This is a genomic window from Roseovarius lutimaris, from assembly GCF_900115165.1.
Taxonomy (GTDB): Bacteria; Pseudomonadota; Alphaproteobacteria; order Rhodobacterales; family Rhodobacteraceae; genus Roseovarius; species Roseovarius lutimaris.
The window spans coordinates 1-26,008 of record NZ_FOVP01000003.1 but is presented as its reverse complement, the minus strand read 5'-3'; the positions used below and the strand labels follow the sequence as shown (position 1 = coordinate 26,008).

Below are 26,008 nucleotides of genomic sequence, written 5' to 3'. Positions count from 1 at the left end.
TTATTCATTGGCTTTTCCTTCCTTCCTGTCCAACTCATCGGATAGGTTGGACACTTTCCCCGCATTCAGCTTCGCAAATCCGCTGTCGGCGAGGCGCGCCCGGTTGGCTTTCTTGGTGTAGACTGCTGCCTGCGTCGTGTCGGAGTGCGCAAGGTAAGACGCGATCTCCCATTCCGACGCCCCGGCGTCCGCAAGTCTGGTGGCCCCGGCCTTCCGAAGGCCATGCAGCGATCCGGGAACACCGGCCTCGGCGCACCTGTCGCGGAACCAGTTGCCCAGCGATGCGACGGCATAGGGCTTGTCGCTCTTGTCCTGCGTGACGAACAGCAGCCGGTCCTTGGGGACGTGGCGCAGCTCCTCGGCCAGCTCGGGCAGGATCGGCATGTCAGCCGCCACGGCGGTCTTGTGCCTGCGATAGGCGATCCGGCCCGCCTTGACGTGCTGGCGACCGACGCGGGCGAGGTCTTGCCGCGCCATGCCAGTGTTGAGGGCCAGCAGCATCACCAGCCGCGCCTTAGTGGTCGGGCCGTGCCGATCAAGGAAGCGGCTCACCTCGGCGTCTGTCCATGTGTGGAAGCCGTCCGGGTTCGTTTTCATCCGTTCGGCATGGCGCGCCGGATTCGGGCCGGTGTAGCCGAGCTTCTTGGCCGCGAAGTTGAACAGCATCGACATGTTCTTTTTGACCGTGTTCGCGGCGGTCGGGCCTTTCTTCTTCGACATGAGGGCTTCGACGTGCCGGACTTCCAGCCGCTCGAATTGATACTTGCCCGCCTCTTTCCGCAGCCAATCCAGCTCTAGGCGGATCGTCCGCTTGCGGCTGTCGGAAAGGTTCTGAAACCGCAGGCTGCGCAAGTATTGCTCGATCAGCCATGCGAGGGTGCCCGCAAGGGCCGTCGATGCGTTCGAGGGCTTGGAACCGGCAAGCGCGGCCTCGTATGCCGCCAGAAAGTCCGCCGACCCGTAGGGGCCGGGCAGATTGATGCGGAAGTCACCGCGCTCAAACTTCCAGTAGATGCGCCCCTTGACCACGTTCTTGCGAACGCCGGGATATGGGTTCTTGCGCCGCGTCATCGCAGAAGCTCGTCAGGATCGGGGCCAGCAGTTTGCGCCGCCGCGCCCTCGGGGAACACGACAACCCGGCCCGTGGCGTGATCCACCTCGACCCTGCCGATGCGCAGGCCAGCGGACAGAGCCGCTTGCAGGGTGCGCTTGATTTCGGTCTGCGAGACAAGGGCGGGACGGGCAGCCATCAGTCCACCTCCCAGCCCAAAATCTCGAAACCGATTTGGTGCAACTCTTCCAACGATATTTCAGCGGAACGGTTCACTTTCGTGTTCGAGATGCGGTGCATGGCTTCCCATGCCTCAAGAACCGCCTTGTTCTTAGGGCTGTCGTTCGAGGCCGAATATTCGGCCATGACCGCCTGCCATTGTTCGCGCTGGTGGTAGTCCTGCCGTCCGTTATCGGTGGCGATGTGCGCTTCGCCCCTTTCGGAAAGGCTCAACACTCCCATAGAAATTTCTTCGTAAGGCACCCGATTTGAAAGACAGTCCAAAAGAGTATCTTCTAGCGTCTTGTTCGCATCGACCCAAGCCAGTCCCCAAATGGAAGCCGACTCTTCATCCCGGCGGTCTGGTTTGAGCGCGCCGAAATACCTAACGTCCCGCACCGCGCGGCTGGGCGACGTGGAAGCCACAACCGCGATGACGACGCGCACTGCATCCAGCGGTGTGATGTCAGGGGCATTCACGCCTCGGGCACCAGTCGTGAACAGACCGGCTTCGCGCAGGATGCGGACGATCATCTTGATCGTCTTTTCCTCGACTCCGAGGCTTTCGGACATGAGGGTGATGAATTGAGCCTGTTTCATGCTAAATGATTACCGCTCTCTTAGGTGAGGCGTCAAGCCTAAATGTTTGAAGGTCCGTTAGCAGACCTACCTGTCCCGCTCGATCCGTCCGGGGTTGCCCAGAATGTCGGAAATGCGGTCAAGCTGGCGGGTGGCGCGGTGCATCGCGTAGGACACTTGCGAAGCGACGTAGAGCGCCGCGTCCCGGCTTCGCCCCTTGGCGTCCAAGTCGCCTTCCTTCACCAGCGCCTCAAGTGCATAGGACAGGTGCAAGGCTTCCTCGATCCCGTCTGGGTAGTCGTCGCCGGTCGGATGCATGAGCTTAAGCGCGGCGCGGATCACCTCTTGCGGATCGGTCGGCAGGCTGGCGAGATAGGCCGCGTGGCGGTCCCGCATAGCCTGTGTATGCTCGACATGCTCACGAAAGAGATATTCCGCGCAAAGTGCGTGGCCCTTGGCTTCCTCGTTTTCCCATACCGTCACCGGCTCAATACGGTCATCAATGTTGGTCATGATCTCCCCTTTCTTGTGGGTTTAGCCCTTCAATTTGGGTATCATCACCATATTTACTATTTTATTGCTGTCAACCACTTCCTTGGGTATCATCACCACATGAGTATGACCGGAACCCAAATCCGCGCCGCGCGGGTGCTGCTTGAGATGGAGCAAGCCGAGCTGGCCGAGCGCGCCTCGGTCAGCATCAACACCGTTCGGAATATGGAAGCGAAGGGCGGACAGGTGGTCCGGGTCAGGCTCGACACGCTGATGAAGGTGCAGAAAGCCCTTGAGGACGCCGGGGTGCAGTTCATCGCGAAAAACGGCGGTGGCGTCGGGGTCAGATTGAAGGAAGGTGCGAGTGATGATTGAGGTCGGAAAGAAATATACGCTGGTCATGCTTGAGCTGACCGACGCTGGCTATGACAAGGGGTCAATCAGCGTGACGGTCACGGGCCGGGAAGGCAACCTGATCGAGGTGAACGGATGCGAGGTCATCAACACCGCATCCCCCCTGTTTCACTCCCTGATCGACGCCGAGGGCCAGAAAGCCTACTTTGCCAAGCTGCACTCTGATTTCGAGGCCAGCTTGAAGGGCGACTGATCGCCTTACCGTTCCCAATCAACCATGCGCATCGCGCCGGACACGTCGCCGGGCGGGATGCCCGCTTCCTTCGCCTCGGCCAGCGTCTTGATGATCGCCGAAAGGGCACGGGCACGTCCGCCAGCGTCGAAGGCTTGCAAGGGCCGGATCGTGTCAATCGTCACCTCGGCCCCGAGCTTGGCCGTCGCCTCATCTGCCAGCATCGCAGCGATGGGCTGCAAGGTCCAGATTGCGAGCTGGCGTTGCGCCTCACGGATCACGGGGCCGGTGGCCGCACGGTTGAAGAATGACGGCAGGACGCCGTAGGCCATGCCGATTCCCTCGCGCGCCGCTGCCAGCGTCTCGTCTGTCATGCTCTTGGACAGGTCTGGCGAAAGCTGATCGGGCTTCTGGCCGATGGTCGGGTTCATGCCCGCCGCCGTCGCCTGGGCGACACCTTCGATCACCAGCGTTGAACCGCGACGCCCTTTGAATGCGCCGCGCATGGTGGCCATGTCATCGGCGCCAGTGTCGGGCAAGGGCACGATCTGCGAGCCGAGCGGGGCGTTCTCGAAGGTCTCTGCAAGCGCGGCCTCGACCGCATGAAGCATCCCGCCCGTGAGGCTGGACCGGCGCAGCGGTGCGGTGCCGATCCATGGCGTCAGGTTGTCCGAGCCGATTCGCAGGTGCAGAACCTCGGCGGCAAGGGCCGTGACAGTGCGCCCGCCGCCCGCCTCGGGGATGGACAGGCGATAGGCGCGGGGCTTGCCGTCGCGGGTGGTCACGTCCCAATCCGTTGCCGGGACAAGGCCCAGCTCTGTGATCAGATAGACCGCCTCGCCGTTCAGCGCGATCCCTCGGGCGATCATCGCCATGGTCTGCCGGGTCAGCAGGTCGGTGCCGGTCACGTCAGCCATGGCAAAGCCGCCTTCCCAGAGGCTGACGCAGCTCTGCACCGTCGCCGTCAGCTCGGCCACGCCGCGCCGCCCGCTGATGAAGCTGTCACGCGCCGCCATCACTTGCGCGGTGTATCCCGAGCCGCTGGACCGCGCCTCGATCGGGCGCAGCTTATTCATGAGCCATCCGAGCATTGTCACCTCCACCGAATTGCGGCGGGGCGGTGCGTCATGCGCTTTGCCACCTCGCCGATGGGCTGCCAGTTCCGGGCCTCGATCTGGGCTTGCGGATAGGCGGGTTTCGTGACGGCGCTGATCTCGATCAGGTCAGCCGCCCGGATCGTGCGCAGGATCGCGGTGCCGCGTTCCTCGACCGTCTCGCCGCCCGGCCGGACGCGGAAGCCGGGGGACAGCCCTCGCACCAGCCCGGCCGCATGGGCGGACAGGAAGTCCCGCACATAGCTGACCTGCCTCATATCGGCGCTGATCGTTGCTTCAACGGTCAGCGCGTCATCGGTTTCGGTCAGGGTCAGAGTGCCGGCGGAACGTGACGCCAGCGGCTTGTTGAAGTCGTGACCGGCCAGAAAATGCACGTCCTCGCCGCGTTCGAGCCGATCCGCGAAGGCACGGGCCGCGATCATCTCACGACGCTCACGCCCTGCCCCCACGCGCTCGGCCAGAACGGTTTCCCGGCCATATGGGAAGGTTGCCCGAAGGCGGGTTTCCCCGCCCTCGGTGCGCAGCTCAAGGCTGCCGACATGAGCGCCCCAGAGCATTACGACGCTGCCAGTTCGAGGCCGGTCAGCAGTTCGAGCTGGGCCGGGCGCGCCACGGTCACGTCCATGGTGGCAAGGGCAGTGATCCGCAGCCCGCCGGACTGTGCATCGCTGTAGGGGTCGCGGATCATGTCCACCGCGCCCCATGCGCCGATGAAGAGCGGGGCCACGCCGCCCGCCGCGGTGGTCAGCAGGGCCGAGGTTGCCTCGGGGGTGCCGGACGGCGCGGCAAGCGCGTTGTTCGTCATGGCGATGTTGGCCGAGGGCAGGTTTTTCACCAGCCGGTCCCACTCGGAAACCGCCGTGCCGCTGATCAGAACGCTGTCCAGATAGTCCCACAGCTCGGGCCGGATCAGCGCCCGCACGGCGTCCGGCGAACCGGCGGCATTGGCGGTCATGAACCGGGTGACAGCCGAGCGGAACGCGCCCCAGCTCGCCAGTGCATCCACCGCCGTGGACGTGATGCCGTAGGTGGCCGCGCCGGTGATGACGCCGAGCGGCTGGCCGTTGGCCCCGGTGCCGAGGAACGCGGCCTGATCCATCGCCGCGCCCATGGCCCCGCTCATATCGCGCCGCACCGCCTGTTCCAGCGCCGCGCCCGACTGTTTCAGGGTCTTGCGGGTGATGCGCATCTGAATGCCGAGGTTGTGGTCCGGCGACATGGCCCGGTCGGTCGTGGCATAGGTGGTCGGGCCTGCCACGTTGGCCGTCTCGCCGTCTGCCCAGCCTGCCGTCACTGCCGAGGTGGTCACGGGCCATTCCAGCGCGCCCGCGTCGATGCTGATCATCTGCGCGCCCATGCGCGCCGCCACGCTGTCCGGGAAGAGGCGGTCGATGATCGGGCGGGTCTGGATCGGGTTCGGGGTGCCGCTGGCGACGGTTTCACCGGCCCGGACTTCGAGCGCCTGCCACGGAACGGGGATGCCCCGGAAACCGCCCGCGCTGCGCAGCTCGGACACGATTTCCGCCGTGTGGCCGTCCAGTTGCCGCCCCTCATCAAGGGCCAGCGCCACCTGACGCATCTCGAAACCGGCCATGAGGTTGGCCCATTCCTGCGCCGTGCGGGTTTCCAGCTCGCCGCCCGCGTCCCGGCGTTCGGTGTCCTCGGCGATCAGGGCCGCGCGATACCGGGTTTCGTTGGACCGATATTCAAGGTCCAGTTTTTCCATGGACCGGATTTCGTCCTCGGACGGGGTTTCCTTGCCCGCCAGCTCGGCGAGGTTCTGGCGGATTTCGCTTTGCCGCCGGGCGATCTTCACAGATTCGAGCATGGTTTATCCTTTCTGCTCAATAGGGGTGCCGGGCCGCTCAAGCGCCTCGACTGCTTCCCGCCAGTTCTGGCGGTCCTCTCGGGGCGGGGGATGCCCGCACTCGATCCTTGTCTTTCTGGTGTGGCAACCGGGGCAAAGCGCCTGAAGGTTGCGCGGTTCATAGGACAGCTCGGGGTGTGTTCTGACCGGCTTGACGTGATCCACTTCGAGCCGCCCGCCGCAGCCGCAGGACCGGCAGCGGTAGCGGTCCCGTTCGAGGATCTCGGCCCGCAGCGCCTTCCAGCGTTTCGTCCGGGTGATCTTCCGGGAATGGCGATGATGTTCTTTGCGGATGCTCACAGGCTCAAACCTCGAATGGTGAATTGACTTCCAAGCCCTCGGACGTGATCGCGGTGATTTCTAGAAAGCCCCGGTTGTCGGGAACCTCCTTGATGCCGTCGATCCCGTAGGGCACGCCCTCATGCGCGATCATGTCTGTGCGCTTGAGGCCCCGCGAAAAGCTGGTGGACCTGATGACGAAACGAACCACCAGCTTGTTGTCCCAAGCGGCGGCGCTCAGGCGCTCGGCGTCAGACACATCGCGCCGTCTGGCGAAGATCGGCGGGCCGTGGTCGTGCCATTCGTAGATGGTTCCGCCGAAACCATCCTGTGTCGTCGTCGCGCGCTTGAGCTGAATGCGGCGGTTGAGGCTACCGGCGTTCAGAACCATTGCATCCTCGCTTTCGCTTTGGGTTGAGCTGCGATCCGCGCGCCTTGGGCAACGGCCAGAACCGATGCCGCCGCCGCGTCGATCCGGCCCGTGGATCGGGCCTTCGCAATCTTGATGTTGTTTGCCGGGTCGCGCAGGCACACCGTGTCCGCGAAGGCGGAGCGCAGCAGCAGGGACGGCTTGGCCTTCACCAGCCCGTCGAAGGCGGCGCGGCGGAACCGCTCTGCATCCTCGCCGCCGTCCCGGAAGCCCTGACCGCGCCAGACCAGCGGCGCGCGGATGCCCGCCCGGCTGATCGCTTCCCCCAGCTCGGCCTGCTTGTAGCGATCCATCGTGATCGCGATGACGGGCTGATCCTCGACATGGCGCATCACCTCGACCAGCCACGGCGCGACGGGCACGGTCTTGTCGCCGAGAACGGAAAGCTCGCCCCGGTCATGCATCTCGACATAGCGTCCGGCCACGCCGTCCGTCTGGCCGCGATCCAAGAGGCTGGGCATGGACGGGAAGGTGCCGAGGCATTCAAGCCGCCCCGTCTCGGGCCAGTAGAACGCCGCCGCCGTCATCGAGGCCGAGCCGCCGAGGTCGATCCCGATCACGACGCCGCCTTCGCGGGGCGGCAGTGCCGAGGTTTCGCAGCCGAGCCATTCGTCCAGGGTGATCAGCAGGTCACGCGATTCCCCGGACACGCGTTCATTGCGGTTGTAGAGCCGGAAGCTCGTGAGGCTGGAACCGCCCCGCGCAATGGCCCGCTTGGCTTGAGCTTCCAGCCATTCCAGAGAACCGCCGATGCCATGAGGCGCGCCGGGGTTGGCGATCAGCAGGCTTTCGGCGTCGTCGGCGGGCAGGCCGGGCGCGGGCCGATGCTCTTGGACGTAGGAGCCGGGCGAAGGATCGTCGATCCAGCGGGAAAAGGGGTGCGTGTCGTCGCTGGCGCTGGTGCTGATCAGGAAAGCCCGGCCCTCGCGCTTGCCCAAACCGGACAGCAGCGCGTGTTCCAGCTCGTCGCCGCGATCAAGTGCCCAGTGCCCGCGCTCGTCAAGGATCGCCATCGTCGGAGCGCCGCCGAGGGCCGATTTCCCGTCCGCCGCGATCACGCGCAGGATATGCCCGCCGCCGTCGCCCTCATATTCGATCTCAAGCCGGGGGGCGCGCCGGAAAATGAAGTGCCGCCGGATTTCCATGGGCAGGCTGGCGATGAAGCCCGCCACAAAGTCCCAGATGATGCGCCCCTGATCGCGGGTCCGCGCGGCTGCGATGATCTCGCGGCGGGGCTGGCGATCCCAAACCCCGATCAGACCGCCGAGCGCAAGGCCCGCCGTGATCGCGGATTTCCCGTTGCCGCGCCCGATGCTTAGAATGGCGTTGGCGGTCGTGTCGGCCATCGCGCCTTCGATGAATTGGCGCTGAAAGGGTGCGAGGGTGACGGGCTTTCCGGCGTTCGGCCCCTCGGGGATATGAAGGCTATGCATGAATTGCATAGCTCTCTCTGCCGGGGCCGCGTTTTCCAGCTCTGCGCCGGGCGCGAAAATTGAAGAGTCAGACACACGGTTACACGGGCGGGCCAAAGTCGCGGCATTGGAACCAGATGCGAAGAGGTCGGGCGTGTGATCCTGCGAACGACGCGGCGCGGGCGGAAGGATCGAGCCATCCGCCTTGCGCCATGATCTTTCTTTCTTCGCTGCCTCGGTCATCGTGTTCACTCTCGCGTGTATCTCTTCGTTCAATCGTTGCTCTCTCTGCCCTCTGCTCACTGGTGAGGGTTGCTGTGACGGTCAGAAAGCGGGTTACTCCAGCGGGGTTGAAAACCCGCCTCCCGCCCTGACCGCCGCGATCTTGCCTGCTCACCGGAGCCGGGCCGCCGCTTAGGCCAGACCTGCCTTTCCCTCGGCTCGGTCCGCTCTCCCATGTTCACCGCCGTAGAGGGTGGCAGTGGGGCCTTAGGGCTTGGAGAGACCGCACGACGCGGAATAGCTGCCCTTGTGCTTTGGCCCGTTACCCGGTAGCACTGTGATGCGTCAGCCCCGGCTAACCCGTGAACGCCGACTGCCGCATAGCCCGCCGCGCCAACGGCGGGCTTCGTCTTTCTCACCTCTCGATCAGCTCAACATCACGCTCGGGGGCGGTGCCCAGCTCGGACACCAGCCGCCGCATGATCTGCTCTTGCTTCCCCGTGGGACGCCACGACGCGCGCTTCCCGTGTTTGGCGATGGACCGGACAAAGCCCTTGAGCCATTCGTCCGTGCCGTCCGCCATCACGCGCCGCATGACCATGGGCCAGCGGATCGTCAGCAGTTCATCAAGCTCACGGTCGGTCATACCTGCACCCCGCGATAGCGAGCGCCCACGCGGGCCATGTGCGGCGATGTCGTCAGGGACTTGGCGTCCATCGGCGACCTGCCGTCATAGTGCAGCGCGGCCTGATCCATGAGGGCTTGAGCGAGGTCGGGCGGAACGTCCGATGCGCCCGCGCCGAACCCGGCCTGATATTCGATGATGATGCGGCTGGGGGTCAGGTCGTAGTAGCTCGCCAGCCATCGGATGTAGGGACGGTTGCCGCCCACAAAGTCAAAGGCGGTGAACGCCTCGCCGTCGATGGTCACGGTCGGCAGGTCATCGTCCGCCACAGGGCCGATGGGCAGGCTCAAGCCATACTCTTGCGCCGGGTTGAAGATCGTGACGCGGATCGTCTGGGTCAGCAGGGCGATCTGGGCGAATTGCTCGATCTCTGCCGCCGCCGTCAGGCCGATGTTCTGCACCGCCGTATCTTCGGCGTCATCGGGAACCCGAAGGTGCAGCTTCAAGTCATCGAGGATGAAGGGCAGAGCCGCGCCGTCCGCAGTCCGGTGAACAAGCATCTTCATGCGGCGATCTCCACTTCCGAGATATGGTTGCGGAACGCCATCTGCTCGCGCATGGGCAGGGCCTCATAGGCTGCCAGCGCATACGCCTTGCGCTCTTTCAGAGAAGCGAAAGAAGCCCACCAGCGCGCATCGTCCATCGGATTGAGGAAGGTCGGCAGGGGGTAATCGGCGAAGGACAGGACCGCTTCTGCGACCTGCTCGGCCTGTTCCGGGGTATCGAGCGCCCGGAGTGCCGCCCATGCCAACGCGGCGCGCTCTTCGACGGTCAGGCGCGCCATTGCCACGGTCGTGAAACCGGCCCATGCGTCAGCATCGCCGAGGGTCAGGGTGTAGCCGATCATGCGCGACATGCGCTTGTGTTCCGGCTTCATGAATTGGCTGAAACTGGACCGCTTTTTTGCGTTGGACAAAGCGGGCTTTTCCGCTTTGTTATCAATGGGGGACTTGGGGCCGGTTGGACAACCTACGCCGTTGTTTTCGCTGGAAACTGCAACAACCCTACGGGCTGCCACTTTTCCAAAACGCTTTAAACTTCAGATACTTAGCCGCCATCTGCGCCAAGGCGTTCAGGGCGCGGCTGGTCCTTATCCGACGGGAGCATTTTAGAGGCGGCCGCAACAGCGCCCTGGCGCTGAACTCCTTGAGGTTAGATTCCGGCGTTTTTATTTCGGTCCTTCCGGATGGTGGCATGAGTTCGTATCCGGTGGCACCATTCTCAGAACCTTGGCAGAGAAACGCGTGGGGTGCACCCACCCTACGTTTAAATCGGTGCAGTTTGCACAGAACACCGCGCCCGCCCTAACCCCAGGCGCGCGCCGCGATGACCCCGGCGAAGGCCGACACGCCGGTCAGAACCGCGCCCCATGTCACGTCAACCGCGACCATCTGCCAGTGCCAGCCGCGCAGGGTGGCGAGGTTGGTGAACTCGTAGGTGCCGTAAGCCAGCGCGCCCAGAAAGGCGCCGGCCAAAAGCGCATTGAGCGGCGCACCCGCGCGCAGGGCGGGGAGTGAGACAAACCACAGGACGCCCGCGACATAGAAAAGGTAGAAAAGTGCCGCGGGCACCAGCCGCAGATCGTCGGCCAACATATCGCCGATATGCCCCTCAAACAGCGGGCGCATCACGGTTTTGAGCATTATGGCATCAAGGCCAAGAAAGACGAGCGCGGTGACGAGGTAGAGGATAAGGATTTGCATGTGTCCGGTCCGTTTGGGTGTTTGTACGGGTTACGCAGGGGGCCGGGGATTGGATGGGTTTTACGTAGGCAACGCCGCAAACGCGCCCGCCCATGGGGTGGATCGGGCGCGGCCCGGCATTGCCGGGCGGGTTCATGTAGGGTGGGTGAAACCCACGCGATGCGAATCCAGTCATCCGCAAAACGCGTGGGTTTCACCCACCCTACGCTTACTTAAATGCTCAAACGTGAGATCAGTTGTCTTGATCCTTTGGCATTTTCCTAGACAGGCTATTGTCATTTTCTTTGATGATTTCGCGATATGTCGGCTTTCCAGACGAAATCGGTTGCTCAATTGGTTTCTTTTCTGTTTCAGCCATTCTCAAACCTCTTATTCTGTTTAGTAGATCAGCAGTAGCCAAGCAGGAATTTGTGACCACGACAAAATTAAACTCATTCGCAAATTAAACTTTGCATCATCGACGACGGACTCATTTTCATTAAAAAAACGGTCGGCATCTTTTGCTAGCGTACATTGGATTGCTTCAGCCGTTATCCCCTCATCAAAAGAGGATAGAATATATAGTGGGTTGAGATCGAACGTAACTTTTTGCCAATTGATTTGCACACGTATTGCGAAAGCTAGCGATCCCCCAAAAGTGAAGAATAGCAAGACGCTTTCTACGTTAAGCCCTAAAAACGCATCTCCAACTAACAATCTCGATACGTTTTCTGATCCCATCATGCTGGAAAATACTGTTGCAATCAGTCCAGAAATCGCAGCGGCAAATGCTGCTTGATTTCTAATATTCCGCAAATCCTCTCTTTGCAAATTGAGCTGCTTGACGGATAATTCATATGCTAACTGCGTTGGTTCCATGGTATTTATGGCTACTCAAAGCCTCACCCAATAACCCCCTCAAACTCTCGCCATTCCCCCTTCGACATGCCCGAGGTCTCCTGCGTCACCGCCTCACCCTTCAGCATCCGGCGCACGCACTCAAGGGCGGTGGCGGACAAATTCGCTCCCCCCATGCGGTAATCCTCGAAGGCCTTATAGGCATAGGGCACCCAGTCGGCGGTGATTTTGCAGATGGCGTCGGCGTAGACGCGGATCTCGTATTGGGCGTGGGCATCGGCGCGCAGGCGCAGGAAGTGCAGCAGGTTGTGCAGATCGACCTTCCAGTACCACTGCGTATAGATATTGGCCGGAAGGTTCATCCGCGCCAGCTCGCGCGCGAGCCCCTGTTGGCCCTCGTCCGAGATCATCTCTTCGTAGTGGTCATAGCAGCGCATCGCGTCGTCGGTCAGGTATTTCAGCACGCGCTGCGCCTCGTCCCCCGAGAGCGCCTCGCCGCGACCCTGATTGTTGACCACCGATTGCGCGTTGAGCGCATCGGGGGCGGGAATATAAAACTCTCGGTCAAGGATAGAGTAGCGGGCGGAATATTCGTTGACGTTGGCGGTGCGGTGCCTGATCCACTGGCGGGCGACAAAAACCGGCAGTTTGACGTGCAGCTTGATCTCGCACATCTCAAACGGGGTCGAATGCCAGTGCCGCATGAGATAGCGGATCAGGCCCTCGTCGTTCTGTACCGATTTGGTGCCCTTGCCGTAAGAAACGCGTGCGGCCTGGGTGATGGCGTTGTCGTCGCCCATGTAGTCAATCACCCGCACGAAGCCGTGATCCAGAACCGGATGGGCAGTATAAAGGTGCTTTTCCATCCCCGGAGCGGTGGCGCGCAGGGTGGAATGGGACGTCTCGCGTTGGGCGTCGATTTCTGCCTGTTGGTCTTTGCTAAGGGGCATGCTGGGGCCTTCCATCACTAGAATGAGTCGGAGCCAACTATATCTTGCGGATAGGCCCCGTGGGAAGCCAATATCGGGTATATGTGTGCTGGCCACAGTCCCGTGTTTTCTGCAACCTCGGGTCGCATCAAAGATTGACTTTTGCGCAGTTACACTTGAGTCTGCCCTCAAAGAACAAAAAAACGATCAAATTGAGGGCAGTCTCATCATGAAATACCTAGTGGCAGGCTTGGCGGCTGCTGCCCTCTTGGGCGGCTGTGGCAGCGGATCAAACCCCTTTGAAGGGGATGCGCCAGCGGAGCCGACCGACACGACCACCGAAGACCCGAACATTGATCCCACTGACCCCAATGTCGACGTGAATTCCCGGTTCCTGTTCGATACAGGTCAAGACTTGACAATGAACAGCGTGACCTTTGACGAGGTCAACAACCAGCTTATCATCAACAACCTGCCGTTCGACGGCCCAGAACAGATTTACGACAATATCGGGAGCCGCAACGAGGCGGAATTCTTTGCCAGCCGCAAGACGCCCACGACCGGGCGCATTCAGCATTATGCCGTATTCGTCAAGCGTGACGACTTGGAAGCCACGGCGGCGGCGGGCGCGGAATGGGGCGATTTCGGGTTTGGCGGCGCAAACATCAAACGCGACAGCTTTAACCTGCCGGCCAATGGCGAGTACGTTTACACTGGCGTCTATGCCGGAGTGCGGACATTCGACGACAGAACCGGCCTTCACCTTGTGACCGGTGATGCCGAGTTGTTGCTGGATATCAACGATCTTGACCCGGCCGCCGGCCTTCAGGGAAATATCGTCGGTTCGGTGTCAAATCGCACACGGACTCTGCCGGATGGCACGGCGCTTGCTGGCTTGCCTAACCTGATCTTAAACAGCGTGACCTTCAACACGGAAACCGGGGTATTTGAGGGCGGAACCGCTAACACGTTTACCCCTGATGGCAATATTCGCGACAACGGCAGCTATGAAGGTCTGATCGCTGGCGTGAATGGTGAAGAAATTGGTGCGTTAACGCTGATCGAAGGGGTTGCAGAGCTTCAAACTGTGTCTTTTGAAACAGTCGAATTCGAGGTGGTGACCCCCACCGGAACGACCACTGGCACCGCGAACGCACTGACACCAGAAGCCAGAGTTACAGTGCAGGCACTGGTTGACGCAGGTTTTGAAACACCTGTTGTAAGGGTTCAGGCCGCAGACCTGCCGACCGGCGCCGTAATCACCTCGACCACGATCGACACTCAGGAATTCAGAAGTGATTTCAACGCCCGCGAACTTGGCGTGATAGGTGCGGATCAGGTTATCCCGTAAGCAAGAATGGCACGCGTTCCGCTTCCCCAGATCGCCGCGGTCCTTCTGGCCGCCTGTTTTGGCCTGTCGGGCACGACAGCCAAAACCGAGGAAAAGCGGCTTTCGATCCCGGAGGCACGGGTCTTTGCATCGGAACTGCTCAACAACCGACGTCCACGTGCGGCACGCGCGGTGGCCAGAGGCATCCTCCAATCAAATGAAAACGACTATGTCGCCCTGCTGATCCTGTCGCGGGCCGAGTTATCACTAGGCAACGCCGAGGAATCCGAAAAGATTGCAAAGCAGGCATTTCGTGTCGCCGAAACTGACAATGATCGTTTTACCTCATCTTATACCGTCTCGCAGGCGCTTATATCTGGCGAAAAATACACCCAGGCCCAGTTTTGGTCGCGCCGTTCGGCCGAGGCGGCCCCGAAGGAAAGCATGCGCCAGGCGGCGGTGAAAAAATTTCAACAGGCGCGCAATGCGAACCCCTGGAATGTGCAGATCGGGCTGCGCTTCGCGCCTTCGTCCAACGTCAATAACGGGCCAACTTCCAACCAGCTCGAGATTGGCGGGTTGGTCTTTATCGACCCGGCGGCGGTGCCTTTGTCAGGCTATGAAGTCGGCACTGATATCGAGGTGACGCGCCGCTTCGACCTGACCAACACCCTCCGCTTTTCGGCCGGGGTTCATCTGGACGAGCGTCAGTTCATCCTGAGTGACAAATCCAAACGCAAGGTGCCCACCGCAAGCAGCAACGATTACGATTTCCGCGCGATTGAGCTTAAGTTAGGGCTCGATCACATCCAGAACGGTGGACGCGCCCGAATGACCTATGACCTGATCCAAGGCCGCAACTGGAGCGGCAATAATCAGTTGTCCGATTACACCCGCTTTGAGCTTGGGCGTGACATGAGCGTGACACCGCAAACGATCCTCGGGTTCAAACTTGGGCTTGAGCATGAAGAGCGCAAGGACGTCAGCGCGCGCTCGGCGGACATCATCGACCTGACCGGACGTCTGCACTTCAAACTCAAGAAAAAGGGTATGATGGGGGTCCAGTTCACGCTGTCGGACACTGCGTCACGGTCGGCCTTGATCGAGCATCAGGCGGCGCAGATATTTGGATATTACTCGCCCGGTGATATCGGCAGCGGTGTGGTGCCGACGTTTTCCCTTGCCTATCTGGCACGCGACTTCGACCAGCCGCTTCTGACGACCGTTAAGCGACGTGATCGACGCAAGACACTTGGGGTATCGGTCTTTCTTTCAGATCTGGATTATTTTGGCTTCGCCCCCACGGTCGGATTCAACGCAACGCAGACCAGCTCGAATATCTCACTGTTCGATAGCGAAGAATTCGGTCTTACTCTTGGTCTGAAGTCGGTTTTCTAGACCATCCGGCGTTGCCCAGGCCCGGTTTGCCCTCGACATGCGCGCAGCCGCCACTATCCTCTGCTCGAAACAGAAATGATCGGAGGAAAACGATGCGCGTAAGATATCTGCACACGATGGTTCGGGTGAAAGACCTTGAGGCCTCGGTTGCGTTCTACAGCCTGCTTGGCCTGAAAGAGACCCGCCGTATGGACCATGAAGGCGGGCGCTTTACCCTGCTTTTCATGGCCCCCGAAGGGCAAGAGGAATGCCCGGTCGAGCTGACCTATAACTGGGATGGCGATGAGGCGCTGCCCGATGACAGCCGCAATTTTGGCCATCTGGCCTATTCTGTCGAAAATATCTACGAGATGTGCCAGCACTTGCAGGACAATGGCGTCGTGATTAATCGCCCGCCGCGCGATGGCCGCATGGCCTTTGTGCGCAGCCCTGACAATATTTCGGTGGAATTGCTGCAAGAGGGCGACCCGCTGGCCCCGGCAGAACCTTGGGCGAGCATGGAAAACATCGGTCATTGGTAAGGCTCGCCGCCCTTTTTCTGGCGCTGGTGACGACAGGTCAGGCCACCGCCGCCTGTCGTCTGGCGCTGGTTTTGGCGCTTGATGTGTCCTCTTCGGTGGACCCCGGCGAATATGATCTTCAACGGATCGGGCTTGCCTCGGCGCTCGATGCGCCCGAGGTGCGCCATGCGATCCTGCGTGGCGCCCCCGGCGATGTCGCCCTGAGCGTCTATGAATGGAGTGGCCGCTTTCAGCAAAAGGTGCATCTCGACTGGACCATGCTGCGCAGAGACGCCGATATCACGGGGGCTGTCGCTGTTCTGGCGGCGATGACACGCCGGACCTCCGATTACCCTACCGCGCTTGGCTCGGGTCTTGGATACGGCGCGCAGGTGATGGCGCGCGCGCCAGACTGCGACCGGCGGGTGATCGACATCTCCGGCGATGGCATCAATAATGACGGCTTCGGCCCCGATCTTGCCTATCAGCATTTTCCGCTCGATGGGATCACCGTCAACGGTCTCGTGATCCTTGGCCATGACATCGAGGTTCTGGACTATTACCAACGCCAGGTCGTGCGCGGCCCCCGTGCCTTTACCGAGGTCGCGCAGGGGTTCGAGGATTTTCAATCCGCCATGGCACGCAAGCTGTACCGCGAGATCAACGATATCGTTCTGGGCGCATTGTCCCCTGCCCCGCATATCCCGCCTCAATAGATATAGCGGATCTGATCGGTCCAATATCTCTCGACCCGGCGCAGTGACGTGGCAATTTGATCAAGCCCGTCAGGGCCAAGCACACCGCGCCCCTCAAGCCCTTCGGCGTGGCGCTCGAACAGGCCGGACACCACATCGCGGATCGTGCGGCCCTTTTCGGTCAGGCGCACCCGAACCGAGCGGCGATCCACCTCGCAGCGCTGATGGTGCATATAGCCCATCTCGACCAGCTTCTTGAGGTTATAGCTGACATTGCTGCCCTGGTAATATCCGCGCGTCTTGAGTTCACCGGCGGTGACCTCATTGTCGCCGATATTGAACAGCAGCAGCGCCTGAACCGCGTTGATCTCAAGAACGCCAACGCGCTCGAATTCATCCTTGATCACATCAAGCAACAACCGGTGCAGGCGTTCAACCAGTGATAGTGCATCAAGATAATCCGTGATGAACGTCTTGTGATCCGTCGGGGCGTTCAGGGGGCTGTGAAAACTCATGTCCATCTCCGTGCATACTGCTCGGATTGGAAACTGACCCAAAATGCACAACAATCGGTTAAACTGTGGCAATAGCAGCTAAAATGCAATCTACTTTGCCGAACAGGCGACCTCGGCGATATCACCGACCAGCCCGGTAAAAGGGGCGGGCGGGGGCACCTGGCCCGTCACCCATTGATACAGATCCTGGTCGTTTTCGTCCAAAAGCGCTTCGAATTCATCAAGTTGGCCCGCATCCATCGCCGCAAGCCGAACCTCGGCATAGCGGGCGAGAATGATGTCCATTTCCTTGATGCCGCGCCGCATGGATCGCATGCGAAGCCGTTTCAGGCGATGCTCGGGCCGTTCACTCACCCGCTTCTTCCCGCAGTTTCGAGCGCAGATTTTTCTCAAGACGCCCCAGGCGATCGGTCGACAGGCTAAGCTGGGCGCGAATATCGCGAATCTCGGTCAGCATTTCGTTGATATCAGGCGACAGATCGCCGGCCGCAGGGCCATCGGGGCCTTCGCCCTCTCCCGACAACAGCCACAACAGCGAAACATTCAACAGTCCCGCCATCATCGAGAGCTTGTTGGCGCGCGGTTCTGACTGGTCATCTTCCCAGCCCTTGAGGGTCTTGAGCTTTACGCCAAGACGTTTCGCCATCTCGGTCTGGGTCATGCCACTGCGCTCGCGCGCGCCTGCAACCCGGTCGCCAAACGTGGTCGTGTCCGGGTCAAACCAGCTGTCGTCTGTATCGGTCGTCATGATATTCCTTTCCAGTGATCGTGCTTGATCAACCTTTTGCGGCAACCTATGACATCTTACGAGCGAATTCAAACCGGAGTACGTGATGTCCATCCTTTCCGCCAGCCTGTCGCGGGTCAAACCCTCGCCTACGATTGCCGTGACCACCAAAGCGCAGGAATTGAAAGCCGCCGGGCGCGATGTCATCGGCCTCGGCGCGGGCGAGCCGGATTTTGACACCCCCGATCACATCAAGGCGGCCGGCATCCGCGCCATTGAGGCGGGCAAGACGAAATACACCGCCGTCGATGGCATCCCCGAGCTCAAGGCGGCAATCTGTACCAAGTTCAGGCGTGACAACGGCCTCGATTACACCCCGGCGCAGGTCAGCGTCGGCACGGGCGGCAAACAGATCCTCTACAATGCGCTGATGGCGACCCTGAACCCCGGCGACGAGGTGGTGATCCCCGCCCCCTATTGGGTCAGCTATCCCGACATGGTGCTGCTTGCGGGCGGCGAGCCGGTAATCGCGCCCGCGGGCATCGAGACCGGCTTCAAGCTGAGCCCCGAGGCGCTTGAGGCGGCGATCACCCCGAAAACCAAATGGTTCATCTTCAACTCGCCCAGCAACCCCACCGGGGCGGGCTATACCTGGGACGAGCTCAAGGCGCTCACCGATGTGCTGATGCGCCACCCCCACGTCTGGGTGATGACCGACGACATGTATGAACATCTCACCTATGACGGCTTTGAATTCTGCACCCCGGCACAGGTCGAACCGGGGCTTTACGCGCGCACGCTCACCTGTAATGGCGTGTCCAAGGCCTATGCGATGACCGGCTGGCGGATCGGCTATGCGGCGGGGCCGCAGGATCTGATCGGCGCGATGCGCAAGATTCAGTCGCAAAGCACATCGAACCCCTGCACCATCAGCCAATGGGCGGCTGTCGAGGCGCTGAACGGCAGCCATGATTTCATCGCCGCCAATAACGCCATGTTCAAACGCCGCCGCGATCTTGTGGTCAGCATGCTGAGCGCGATTGACGGCATCGACTGCCCGACCCCGAATGGCGCCTTTTATGTCTACCCGTCGATTGCCGGGCTGATCGGCAAGACAAGCAAGGCCGGCACGCTGATCGAGACGGATGAGGCCTTCGCCACCGCCCTTCTGGAAGAAACCGGCGTTGCCGTGGTGTTCGGTGCGGCCTTTGGGCTTTCGCCAAACTTTCGGGTCAGCTACGCTACCTCTGACGACGCGCTGAAAGAGGCCTGTGCCCGCATTCAGACGTTTTGCGCAGACTTGCGGTAAGGGGTATCCATGGCGGACGACCTGCCAGATTATTATTTCAGGGTCCGTGAAAACGGCGCCTTCGTGTTCCGGGTTGATACCGAGAACCGCCAGCGTCGTATCGACATGGAACAGATCGCCGTCGTCAACATCCGCAAATCCGAAATCAAGCCGCATGGCGACCGCGCGCTCAGCGACGAGGATATCGCCGCCATCAGCGACTGGATGGCCGAGCGGGCCAAACTGATCGAACATCGCGATATCGACGATATTCTGCGGGCGGTGGATTACCTCAACACCACCACCCACTGGGCGCAATCGCGCGCCACCGAGTCCCAGCTTGAAGAGGTCACCGATGCTCTGTTGCTGGCGATGCACGACCTGCGCACGGTGCTGGTGCGCAAAACGGCGGATCGCTTGCTGAAAGACGGCTGAGGGGCTTCTTCTTGGCCCAAATACTCAACTGTCCCGCGTGCCCACCCCGCGCGCCGACCAGCCCCAGAAGCGCACCAGCATGAACACCCCCGCCAGCGCCAGCCCCGCCGCGAGACCAAGCCAGATGCCGGGGCCTCCAAAGCCAAAGACGAACCCCAGACCATAACTGACCGGCACGCCGACCGCCCAATAGCTGAGGGCGGCAATCACCATCGGCACATGAGTGTCCTGCACCCCACGCAACAGGCCAAGTGCCGAAACCTGCGCCGCATCGACCAGCTGAAACAGCGCCGCCGCCGCCAAAAGATGTCGCCCCGCCGCCATCACCGCCGCGCGATCGGGGTCTTGCGGATCGAGAAACACCCCGATCAGAGGGTCGGGCAACACCAGAAAGATCACCATCGTGACAAGTGCGACCAAGCCAGCCATGCAAAGCACCACCTTGGCACCGTCGCGCAGCCCCGGCCCGTCGCCACGCCCAAAGGCCTGGCCCGCGCGCACCGTGGCCACGTTCGAAAGGCCAAGATGCACCATGAACACCACCGATGTCACCTGAAGCGCAATACCATGCGCCGCCAGCGACAGCGTCCCGAGCCAGCCCATCATCACCGAGGCCGCCGCAAATAGCCCGACCTCGGCAAGGCTGGTGATGCCAATCGGCCAGCCAAGCCGGAACACCGCGCCAAGCGCCTCCCAGTCGGGGCGCCAGAGCCGTTGAAACAGCGCATGTTCCGGCGCGCTCGCGCTGACATAGACACAGAGCGCCAGCAGGGCGGCAATATTCACCACAAGCGAGGCAACCGCCGCGCCGCGCACGCCCATCTCGGGAAAGCCGAAATTGCCGAAAATCAAAAGGTAATTGATCCCGACATTCAGTACCACGGCGGCCAATGTCACCCAAAGCACGACGCCGGTCCGCTCCAGCGCCGCGAGATAGGATTTGAGCACCATCACCAAAAGGGCGGGCAGGATCGCCCAACCTGCAATCCCAAGGTACTGCCCGGCCAGGTTTGCCACGTCCGGGTCTTGCCCCAACATGGCAAAAACCGCCTCTGACCAGATCATCACCGGCATCACCGTGACGCCGTAAAGCAACGAGGCCCAAAGCCCCATGCGGGTGACCCGGCGCACCTGTGTTTCCTGCCCCGAGGCCTGGGCCGAGGCGACCATCGGCATCACCGCCCAGGCAAAGCCCGAGCCCATGATGAACAGCACGAAAAACAGCGTCCCGCCCAGAACCTCGGCGGCCAGGGCCTCGACCGAATACCACCCCAGCATGACGGCGTCGCTCAGGTTGATGGCAAATTGCGCCACGTGGCTGCCAATCAGAGGCAGACCAAGCAGCAGCGTCGCGCGCGCGTGCTGGCGATATGTCAGACGGTGGTGCATGTGGTTGGCGTTAGACGCGCGCGCGCCCGCACGCAAGCCCCGTCACAGCACCGCAAGCATCAGTTGCAGCGAAAGTGCCGTGATCACCACACCCGCCGTCAGCTCCAGCAGCGGCAGCGCGCGCGCAAGCCCGCGGCCCTGACCGGAGGTAGAAAGCCGCGCCAGCGTACCCTCGCGCAGCGTGACCGAGGCAAGCGCCACGGCAAGGGTCACGCTCGCCGTGCCCAGCCCCATGGCGAAGGTGCCAAAAATGCCCGCCATCCCCAAGCCCATACGCCAGGTCAGGATCAACAGGAAAAGCGCACCGGTACAAGGCCGGATCGCCACGGCGGCGACAAGGGCCAGACCGTCCCGCCAATTGTTCACAGCAGCAGCCTCGGAAGGGCTGGGGCCGTGCCGGTGGCCACAACTGGAACAGTGGCCGTCATGCCCATGCGGCGCAGGGCGCGGCGCGCGCAGGAACCGGCGCAACCCGCGCAGCGCGAGCCATCCGCCGACAACGGCAATAGCACCATAGCTGGCAGGCGCCATGATACCCTCAGCCAGCCCGGTCATGTTCTGCCGCGTCAGATCAAAGAAGAACACGCCCGCATAGACCAGCACCACCGCAGAGGCGGCCTGCGCGAGGCTGGAGCCAAGCGCGAGCCCCGCAAGGCGCAACGCGCTGACCCGTGCGGCCATGCCATAACCGCCGATCAGGATCTTGCCATGACCCGGCCCTGCCGCGTGAAAGAACCCGTAGGCAAAGCACAGGCCCAAAAGCCCCGCAAGCGCCCCCGGATCACCGGCGCGCAGACTGCGCAAAAGCCGCGCCATCGCCTGTTGCGTCTCGGCCTGCCCGGCCCTTGCCCAGCCGGAAACCACAGAGGCCCCGCCAAAACCCCAGAGCCACATCACCACGCCAATGAGCGCGAGTGCGGCAAGGCTCAGGACGGGGCGGCGCATGACAGATAAAGTGTCTGGGCAAAAAGGTTGCCGACCTCGACAGGGTCATATTGCTCTTCTGCGCCGAGTTGGCCGAGCATTTCGCGAAAGGCGCGTTGCGACTCGTCAAGATCAGGTTCGCGAATGTCAGAGCTGCATCCCTTCGGCAAAGTGACCGATCCGGTCAGCCTGTAGTCCACGTAATAGGTCGGATCATAGGCCTCGACCTTGAGACCATCACCCGGCACCGGGCCGAAGGTGCGCTCGTGCGTTGCGACGATCCGGCCGTTCTCAAGCGCGACGGCGGTGGGTACAGGGTGATCAAGCGCAATCTTTTCCTCACCCTGGTGAATGTAAAGATCGCCCTCGAACCCCTCGGGCCATTCCACAAGATCAAAGCCCTTGAGGCGGGTCAGCTCCTCTTCGGTGAGCACGCCTTCGCCGTCGCTGTCCATCCCCATGTCACTGAGAATGAGCAGAGAAAAGAAATCGTCATAGCTCCAGGTCACCTTGACGCGGGACAGATTGCCCGCGCCGTCCCCGGTGAATGTCAGCGCCACATCCACGAAAACATGCGGATGCGCCCCTAGCCCACCGACAGGCAGGCAAAGACAGAGCACAAGCGCGATGCGGCGGATCAGAGTCATAACTGCATCTTTACGCAAGCCCGCCCACGCGGGCAACAGCACTCGTCGCGCGCCTGTCGTCGATACGCGAAAATCAGCGCGCCTTGCGATCTTCGGGGTGCAGCGACTTACCGAGAATCTGATCGGCGCCGTGCAACACGTGCTGCGCGGTCGAGATGATCTGCGGATCGGGGGCATGGGCGACCTCAAGGTCTTTGCCCGGATAATCCAGCGAATTGAGGAAATGCAGCATACAATTCAGCCGCGCGCGTTTCTTGTCGTTGGATTTGACCACGGTCCAGGGCGCATCGGCGGTGTCGGTGTAAAAGAACATCGCCTCTTTCGCGTCGGTATATTCCTGCCATTTGCCAAGGCTCTGCTTGTCGATCGGGCTAAGCTTCCACTGTTTCAGCGGATCGGTGGCGCGGCTGTCAAAGCGACGCTTCTGCTCGGCCTGCGTGACCGAAAACCAGTATTTGTAAAGCCGGATGCCAGAGCGCACCAACATCCGTTCAAGCTCCGGCGTCTGGCGCATGAATTCAAGGTATTCATGCGGCTCGCAAAAGCCCATGACCCGCTCAACGCCCGCGCGGTTATACCAAGAGCGGTCATAAAGCACCATTTCGCCCGAGGTCGGCAGATGTTCGATATAGCGCTGAAAAAACCACTGGCCGCGTTCGGTATCAGTGGGCTTGTTGAGCGCCACCACCCGCGCCGCGCGCGGATTGAGATGCTCGGTAAAGCGCTTGATCGTGCCCCCCTTGCCCGCCGCATCGCGCCCCTCAAACAGCAGCACAAACTTCTGCCCGGTCTCTTGCGCCCAGATCTGAACCTTGAGCAACTCGGCCTGAAGCTTGGCTTTCATGGCCTCATATTCGGCGCGCCCCATTTTGGTATCATAGGGGTATTCGCCATTCTCAAAGGACTGGCGCAGGGTGGTGACCTGATCAAGATCGTCGGATTTTTCACTGTCCGGCAGGGCCGCCTGGCCAACGGGTTTCACACTCATTCAACGTCTCCTTTAAGATTGCTCTCACAATCATAAAAGAAAACCGCTCAGCGGTCCTTGATCGGCATCAACATGCTTTGCAATTCCCGGCAAAAGCCTTCAAATCCGAAATCGGCTTGGCTCGTTTGCGGCAAAACCCGCTTGCGTCAGTGTGTCCAGACCTGACGGCGGGCGGTGGCGAAGTTGTCGCCATAACCGCCCGGGCGGATGTTGGGTTTGCGCTTGTGGGGCTCTTGCACCACCGCGTCGATGCCCTGCGCCTTGGCGTAATCAAGCGCGGCCTCTTTGGTGTCAAAGCGCAGGCGCACCTGGGCCTGGGTGTCATTCGACGAGGTCCAGCCCATCAGCGGATCAACCTCGCGCGCGCGCTCCGAGACATATTCAAGCACCCAGTATTTGGTTTTGCCGGTGCCGGACTGCATGGCGTTACGGGCGGGTTGGTAAATACGCGCGGACATCGGCGACTCCTGTCAATTCTTCGCTTGTTATCCCAAATTGCCGCGCGCACGGCAAGGGGCGAATGGCCACGCTCAGGCGGCCTCGCCATCGGTGAATTGCAGGCGCGCAAGCCGGGCGTACAGACCATTTTCGGACACAAGGCTATCGTGGGTGCCCTGCGCCACGATCCGGCCCTGATCCATGACGATGATCCGGTCGGCCTTTTTGACCGTGGCCAGACGGTGGGCGACGATGATCGTGGTGCGGGTGCGCGCCATGGCATCGACCGCATGCTGCACCGCGCGCTCGCTTTCCGCGTCAAGCGAGGATGTCGCCTCGTCCAGCAACAGGACCGGCGCGTCGCGCAGAATGGCACGGGCAATGGCGATCCGCTGTTTCTGACCGCCCGAGAGCATCACGCCGCGCTCACCGACATAGGTGTCAAAGCCTTCGGGGAGCGCTTTGATAAAACCATAAGCGGCGGCGGCACGGGCGGCCTCTTCGACCTGCGCATCGCTGGCGTCAAGGCGGCCAAAGCGGATGTTGTCCCGCGCCGAGGCGGCAAAGATCACCGGGTCCTGCGGCACCAGCGCCAGATCGCGGCGGAAATCATGGCGCGCCATATCCGCAAGCGACACACCATCCAGCGTCACGCGGCCCTCATCGGGATCATAGAACCGCTGGATCATCTGGATCACGCTGGTCTTGCCCGCGCCCGACGGGCCGACAAGGGCCACGGTTTCACCGGCCCTGATCGAGAGAGTGAGATCGTCAAGCGCCAGGGTTTCGGGCCGCGACGGATAGGCAAAGCGCACACCCTCAAAGTCAATCGCGCCCTTGACCGGGCGGGTGACGGATTTTGGAGCGCTTGGGTCTTTGACCGGGTCGTCGGCCTGAAGCAGTTCGACAAGACGTTCAGTGGCACCGGCCGCGCGCTGCAACTCGCCCCAGATTTCCGACAGCGCGGCCACGGCCCCGGCGACCATGACCGAATAGATCACGAATTGAACAAGGCTCCCGGCGGTCATCCCGCCCGCCCGCACATCGCGCGCGCCTATCCAAAGCACGCCGACGACGCCAGTAAACACAAGAAAGATCACGATCACAGTCATCAGCGCGCGGGTGTTGATGCGGCGGCGCGCGGCGTCATGGCTGCGCTCGGTCACATCGGCAAAGCGCGCGCGGCTCTCGGCCTCATGGGTAAAGGCCTGCACTGTCTGCACCGACAACAGCGCCTCGGAGGCATTGCCGGAACTATTGGCGATCCAATCCTGATTTTCACGGCTCAGCACCCGCATCTTGCGCCCCAGCGTCAGGATCGGCACGATCACAAGCGGCACAATCAACAGGACCATGCCGGTCAGCTTGGGCGAGGTGATGAGCATCAGCCCCATACCGCCGAGGAAAATCAACAGGTTACGCAGCGCGATCGAGACAGACGAGCTTATGACCGAGAGGATAAGCGTGGTGTCGGTGGTGATCCGGCTTAGAACCTCGCCGGTCATCAGCCGCTCGAAAAACGCCGGGCTCATGGTGATCACACGGTCAAACACCGCCTTGCGGATATCGGCCACGACCCGCTCGCCAAGCCGGGTGACAAGCATATAGCGAAGCCCGGTGCCAACCGCCAAAAGCGCCGCAATCAACAGCGCCGCGCCGAAATACTGATCCAGAATGGCGCCATCTTCGCCACCGAAGTTATCGACCACGCGGCGTACCGCCAGCGGCAGGACAAGCGCCACACTCGCCGTAAGAACAAGTGCCAGGATCGCCCCGGCCAGAAGCGGTCGATAGGGGCGCAGAAACGGCCAAAGCTCGCCCAAAATACCAAGGCGTTTCGATTTTTCGCGGTCCTGCAATGCGGCAGCCTTGGGCGTTCGTGCCATTCGTCGGGTTCCCTCGTCGTTTGGGTTTGGTTCTTGGCCGGGCAAGGCGCCGGGGTCAAGGGGGCAGATCGACCACAGGGGGCAGGATCGGGGAAAAGGCCATAATCAGGCAAAAGCTAGAGCGGGCGACGAACTCCATTCTCACGTAGCACCTAGTAGCACCCTATATGATATATCAATATAAAACATGTATTTACGTATTTTCGCTGTATCGACCAGTCACATGACGTAGCAACTAACTACAAATTTTTGGGCGGGTTGAATGTGGGGTCGCATGCCAAGACGTGCTAAGGAACTTTCCGCAATAGAGGTTAGACGACTGGGGCGCGGGGTTGTTCCTTTGCGGGTTGCCCATCGAATGACTGACATTGCGCCGATTATAAGTAGTCGCCGGATATCCCGTTGCCCCATCTTCGACGTTCGGCCCAAGATCTGCTTGCCG

Annotated in this window: 35 protein-coding genes and 1 pseudogene; 9 read left to right on the top strand and 27 right to left on the bottom strand. The window is 61.5% G+C overall.

Annotated elements, in window-relative coordinates; genetic code table 11:
* From BMZ91_RS03140 to BMZ91_RS03125, 4 genes are all read right to left on the bottom strand, one after another.
* Entirely contained in the window at window positions 1-1,071 is a 1,071-nt protein-coding gene (locus tag BMZ91_RS03140) for a tyrosine-type recombinase/integrase (RefSeq protein ID WP_092834226.1), read from the bottom strand.
* Window positions 1,068-1,250, bottom strand: coding sequence for a hypothetical protein (locus BMZ91_RS03135; RefSeq protein ID WP_092834224.1), 183 nt, complete (start codon window positions 1,248-1,250; stop codon window positions 1,068-1,070). Before BMZ91_RS03135 ends, BMZ91_RS03140 begins: the two co-directional genes overlap by 4 nt.
* Window positions 1,250-1,870: a hypothetical protein gene (locus BMZ91_RS03130; RefSeq protein WP_092834222.1), complete on the bottom strand. Its 621-nt coding sequence runs from the start codon at window positions 1,868-1,870 to the stop codon at window positions 1,250-1,252. Before BMZ91_RS03130 ends, BMZ91_RS03135 begins: the two co-directional genes overlap by 1 nt.
* A 66-nt stretch (window positions 1,871-1,936) precedes the next feature.
* Window positions 1,937-2,362: a hypothetical protein gene (locus tag BMZ91_RS03125; protein WP_092834220.1), complete on the bottom strand. Its 426-nt coding sequence runs from the start codon at window positions 2,360-2,362 to the stop codon at window positions 1,937-1,939.
* A 105-nt stretch (window positions 2,363-2,467) separates the two neighbouring features.
* Between BMZ91_RS03125 and BMZ91_RS03120 the strand changes: the two genes are divergently transcribed.
* Both BMZ91_RS03120 and BMZ91_RS03115 read left to right on the top strand, forming a co-directional pair.
* A complete protein-coding gene (locus tag BMZ91_RS03120; protein ID WP_218145637.1) occupies window positions 2,468-2,716 on the top strand; it encodes a helix-turn-helix domain-containing protein in 249 nt (82 codons plus the stop codon).
* Complete coding sequence (locus BMZ91_RS03115) at window positions 2,709-2,948, top strand: hypothetical protein (RefSeq protein WP_092834216.1); 240 nt, start codon at window positions 2,709-2,711, stop codon at window positions 2,946-2,948. Before BMZ91_RS03120 ends, BMZ91_RS03115 begins: the two co-directional genes overlap by 8 nt.
* A gap of 5 nt (window positions 2,949-2,953) precedes the next feature.
* Here the strand turns inward: BMZ91_RS03115 and BMZ91_RS03110 are convergent, their stop codons facing one another.
* The 9 genes from BMZ91_RS03110 to BMZ91_RS03070 all read right to left on the bottom strand — a co-directional run bounded on the left by BMZ91_RS03110 (window position 2,954) and on the right by BMZ91_RS03070 (window position 9,793).
* A complete protein-coding gene (locus BMZ91_RS03110) occupies window positions 2,954-4,018 on the bottom strand; it encodes a phage portal protein (RefSeq protein ID WP_092834214.1) in 1,065 nt (354 codons plus the stop codon).
* Between the two features lie 2 nt (window positions 4,019-4,020).
* Window positions 4,021-4,599, bottom strand: coding sequence for an HK97 family phage prohead protease (locus BMZ91_RS03105; RefSeq protein ID WP_092834212.1), 579 nt, complete (start codon window positions 4,597-4,599; stop codon window positions 4,021-4,023).
* Complete coding sequence (locus BMZ91_RS03100) at window positions 4,599-5,870, bottom strand: phage major capsid protein (protein WP_092834210.1); 1,272 nt, start codon at window positions 5,868-5,870, stop codon at window positions 4,599-4,601. Before BMZ91_RS03100 ends, BMZ91_RS03105 begins: the two co-directional genes overlap by 1 nt.
* Window positions 5,871-5,873: 3 nt before the next feature.
* Window positions 5,874-6,209: an HNH endonuclease gene (locus BMZ91_RS03095; protein ID WP_092834208.1), complete on the bottom strand. Its 336-nt coding sequence runs from the start codon at window positions 6,207-6,209 to the stop codon at window positions 5,874-5,876.
* Between the two features lie 4 nt (window positions 6,210-6,213).
* Window positions 6,214-6,579 (bottom strand): phage head closure protein, encoded by a 366-nt coding sequence (locus tag BMZ91_RS03090; RefSeq protein ID WP_092834206.1) that lies wholly within the window; start codon window positions 6,577-6,579, stop codon window positions 6,214-6,216.
* Window positions 6,570-8,273 (bottom strand): terminase TerL endonuclease subunit, encoded by a 1,704-nt coding sequence (locus tag BMZ91_RS03085; RefSeq protein ID WP_092834204.1) that lies wholly within the window; start codon window positions 8,271-8,273, stop codon window positions 6,570-6,572. Before BMZ91_RS03085 ends, BMZ91_RS03090 begins: the two co-directional genes overlap by 10 nt.
* Before the next feature lie 394 nt (window positions 8,274-8,667).
* The gene (locus tag BMZ91_RS03080) at window positions 8,668-8,898 is read right to left on the bottom strand and encodes a hypothetical protein (RefSeq protein WP_092834202.1); all 231 of its coding nucleotides are present in this window, start codon (window positions 8,896-8,898) and stop codon (window positions 8,668-8,670) included.
* Entirely contained in the window at window positions 8,895-9,443 is a 549-nt protein-coding gene (locus BMZ91_RS03075; RefSeq protein ID WP_092834200.1) for a head-tail connector protein, read from the bottom strand. Before BMZ91_RS03075 ends, BMZ91_RS03080 begins: the two co-directional genes overlap by 4 nt.
* A complete protein-coding gene (locus BMZ91_RS03070) occupies window positions 9,440-9,793 on the bottom strand; it encodes a hypothetical protein (protein WP_143076290.1) in 354 nt (117 codons plus the stop codon). Before BMZ91_RS03070 ends, BMZ91_RS03075 begins: the two co-directional genes overlap by 4 nt.
* On the opposite strand from BMZ91_RS03070, the gene BMZ91_RS21035 reads away from it, so the two are divergent.
* Window positions 9,783-10,049 (top strand): hypothetical protein, encoded by a 267-nt coding sequence (locus BMZ91_RS21035; protein WP_143076289.1) that lies wholly within the window; start codon window positions 9,783-9,785, stop codon window positions 10,047-10,049. The genes BMZ91_RS03070 and BMZ91_RS21035 overlap by 11 nt on opposite strands.
* Before the next feature lie 192 nt (window positions 10,050-10,241).
* On the opposite strand, the gene BMZ91_RS03065 is transcribed toward BMZ91_RS21035, so the two are convergent.
* The 4 genes from BMZ91_RS03065 to thyX form a co-directional block, all read right to left on the bottom strand.
* On the bottom strand, window positions 10,242-10,640 hold the full coding sequence (locus BMZ91_RS03065; protein ID WP_092834196.1) for a DUF2177 family protein: 399 nt from the start codon (window positions 10,638-10,640) through the stop codon (window positions 10,242-10,244).
* 232 nt (window positions 10,641-10,872) lie between these two features.
* Window positions 10,873-10,998 (bottom strand): hypothetical protein, encoded by a 126-nt coding sequence (locus BMZ91_RS21930; protein ID WP_281243331.1) that lies wholly within the window; start codon window positions 10,996-10,998, stop codon window positions 10,873-10,875.
* A 20-nt stretch (window positions 10,999-11,018) separates the two neighbouring features.
* On the bottom strand, window positions 11,019-11,498 hold the full coding sequence (locus BMZ91_RS03060) for a hypothetical protein (protein ID WP_143076288.1): 480 nt from the start codon (window positions 11,496-11,498) through the stop codon (window positions 11,019-11,021).
* A gap of 23 nt (window positions 11,499-11,521) precedes the next feature.
* The gene (gene thyX, locus BMZ91_RS03055) at window positions 11,522-12,427 is read right to left on the bottom strand and encodes an FAD-dependent thymidylate synthase (RefSeq protein WP_092835087.1); all 906 of its coding nucleotides are present in this window, start codon (window positions 12,425-12,427) and stop codon (window positions 11,522-11,524) included.
* Window positions 12,428-12,635: 208 nt separating this feature from the next.
* Between thyX and BMZ91_RS03050 the strand changes: the two genes are divergently transcribed.
* The 4 genes from BMZ91_RS03050 to BMZ91_RS03035 all read left to right on the top strand — a co-directional run bounded on the left by BMZ91_RS03050 (window position 12,636) and on the right by BMZ91_RS03035 (window position 16,350).
* A complete protein-coding gene (locus BMZ91_RS03050; RefSeq protein WP_092834192.1) occupies window positions 12,636-13,757 on the top strand; it encodes a hypothetical protein in 1,122 nt (373 codons plus the stop codon).
* 6 nt (window positions 13,758-13,763) lie between these two features.
* Window positions 13,764-15,134, top strand: a complete 1,371-nt coding sequence (locus tag BMZ91_RS03045) for a surface lipoprotein assembly modifier (protein WP_092834190.1) — start codon at window positions 13,764-13,766, stop codon at window positions 15,132-15,134.
* 92 nt (window positions 15,135-15,226) lie between these two features.
* On the top strand, window positions 15,227-15,655 hold the full coding sequence (locus BMZ91_RS03040; protein ID WP_092834188.1) for a VOC family protein: 429 nt from the start codon (window positions 15,227-15,229) through the stop codon (window positions 15,653-15,655).
* Window positions 15,649-16,350 (top strand): DUF1194 domain-containing protein, encoded by a 702-nt coding sequence (locus tag BMZ91_RS03035; RefSeq protein ID WP_245736190.1) that lies wholly within the window; start codon window positions 15,649-15,651, stop codon window positions 16,348-16,350. The genes BMZ91_RS03040 and BMZ91_RS03035 overlap by 7 nt, the downstream gene beginning before the upstream one ends.
* Here the strand turns inward: BMZ91_RS03035 and BMZ91_RS03030 are convergent.
* From BMZ91_RS03030 to BMZ91_RS03020, 3 genes are all read right to left on the bottom strand, one after another.
* Window positions 16,344-16,844, bottom strand: a complete 501-nt coding sequence (locus BMZ91_RS03030) for a MarR family winged helix-turn-helix transcriptional regulator (protein WP_092835085.1) — start codon at window positions 16,842-16,844, stop codon at window positions 16,344-16,346. The two genes, BMZ91_RS03035 and BMZ91_RS03030, sit on opposite strands and share 7 nt — an antisense overlap.
* A 90-nt stretch (window positions 16,845-16,934) precedes the next feature.
* Window positions 16,935-17,198 (bottom strand): FAD assembly factor SdhE, encoded by a 264-nt coding sequence (locus BMZ91_RS03025; RefSeq protein ID WP_092834184.1) that lies wholly within the window; start codon window positions 17,196-17,198, stop codon window positions 16,935-16,937.
* Window positions 17,191-17,592, bottom strand: a complete 402-nt coding sequence (locus tag BMZ91_RS03020; RefSeq protein WP_092834182.1) for a helix-turn-helix domain-containing protein — start codon at window positions 17,590-17,592, stop codon at window positions 17,191-17,193. Before BMZ91_RS03020 ends, BMZ91_RS03025 begins: the two co-directional genes overlap by 8 nt.
* A gap of 85 nt (window positions 17,593-17,677) precedes the next feature.
* Between BMZ91_RS03020 and BMZ91_RS03015 the strand changes: the two genes are divergently transcribed.
* Both BMZ91_RS03015 and BMZ91_RS03010 read left to right on the top strand, forming a co-directional pair.
* The gene (locus BMZ91_RS03015; RefSeq protein ID WP_092834180.1) at window positions 17,678-18,880 is read left to right on the top strand and encodes a pyridoxal phosphate-dependent aminotransferase; all 1,203 of its coding nucleotides are present in this window, start codon (window positions 17,678-17,680) and stop codon (window positions 18,878-18,880) included.
* A 9-nt stretch (window positions 18,881-18,889) separates the two neighbouring features.
* Window positions 18,890-19,294, top strand: coding sequence for a hypothetical protein (locus BMZ91_RS03010; RefSeq protein ID WP_092834178.1), 405 nt, complete (start codon window positions 18,890-18,892; stop codon window positions 19,292-19,294).
* A gap of 24 nt (window positions 19,295-19,318) precedes the next feature.
* On the opposite strand, the gene BMZ91_RS03005 is transcribed toward BMZ91_RS03010, so the two are convergent.
* The 7 genes and pseudogenes from BMZ91_RS03005 to BMZ91_RS22045 form a co-directional block, all read right to left on the bottom strand.
* Complete coding sequence (locus tag BMZ91_RS03005; protein ID WP_092834176.1) at window positions 19,319-20,683, bottom strand: MATE family efflux transporter; 1,365 nt, start codon at window positions 20,681-20,683, stop codon at window positions 19,319-19,321.
* Between the two features lie 42 nt (window positions 20,684-20,725).
* Window positions 20,726-21,628 (bottom strand): nickel/cobalt transporter, encoded by a 903-nt coding sequence (locus BMZ91_RS03000; protein WP_092834174.1) that lies wholly within the window; start codon window positions 21,626-21,628, stop codon window positions 20,726-20,728.
* Window positions 21,610-22,254 carry a DUF1007 family protein gene (locus tag BMZ91_RS02995; RefSeq protein ID WP_092834172.1) on the bottom strand — a complete coding sequence of 215 codons (645 nt, stop codon included), beginning with the start codon at window positions 22,252-22,254 and terminating at the stop codon, window positions 21,610-21,612. The genes BMZ91_RS03000 and BMZ91_RS02995 overlap by 19 nt, the downstream gene beginning before the upstream one ends.
* Window positions 22,255-22,327: 73 nt before the next feature.
* Window positions 22,328-23,242, bottom strand: a complete 915-nt coding sequence (ppk2, locus tag BMZ91_RS02990; RefSeq protein ID WP_092834170.1) for a polyphosphate kinase 2 — start codon at window positions 23,240-23,242, stop codon at window positions 22,328-22,330.
* A 146-nt stretch (window positions 23,243-23,388) separates the two neighbouring features.
* Window positions 23,389-23,700, bottom strand: coding sequence for an ETC complex I subunit (locus BMZ91_RS02985; RefSeq protein WP_092834168.1), 312 nt, complete (start codon window positions 23,698-23,700; stop codon window positions 23,389-23,391).
* Window positions 23,701-23,772: 72 nt separating this feature from the next.
* Window positions 23,773-25,566: an ABC transporter transmembrane domain-containing protein gene (locus BMZ91_RS02980; RefSeq protein ID WP_092834166.1), complete on the bottom strand. Its 1,794-nt coding sequence runs from the start codon at window positions 25,564-25,566 to the stop codon at window positions 23,773-23,775.
* Window positions 25,567-25,902: 336 nt separating this feature from the next.
* A pseudogene (locus BMZ91_RS22045) lies at window positions 25,903-26,008 on the bottom strand (IS110 family transposase); the annotation flags it as partial.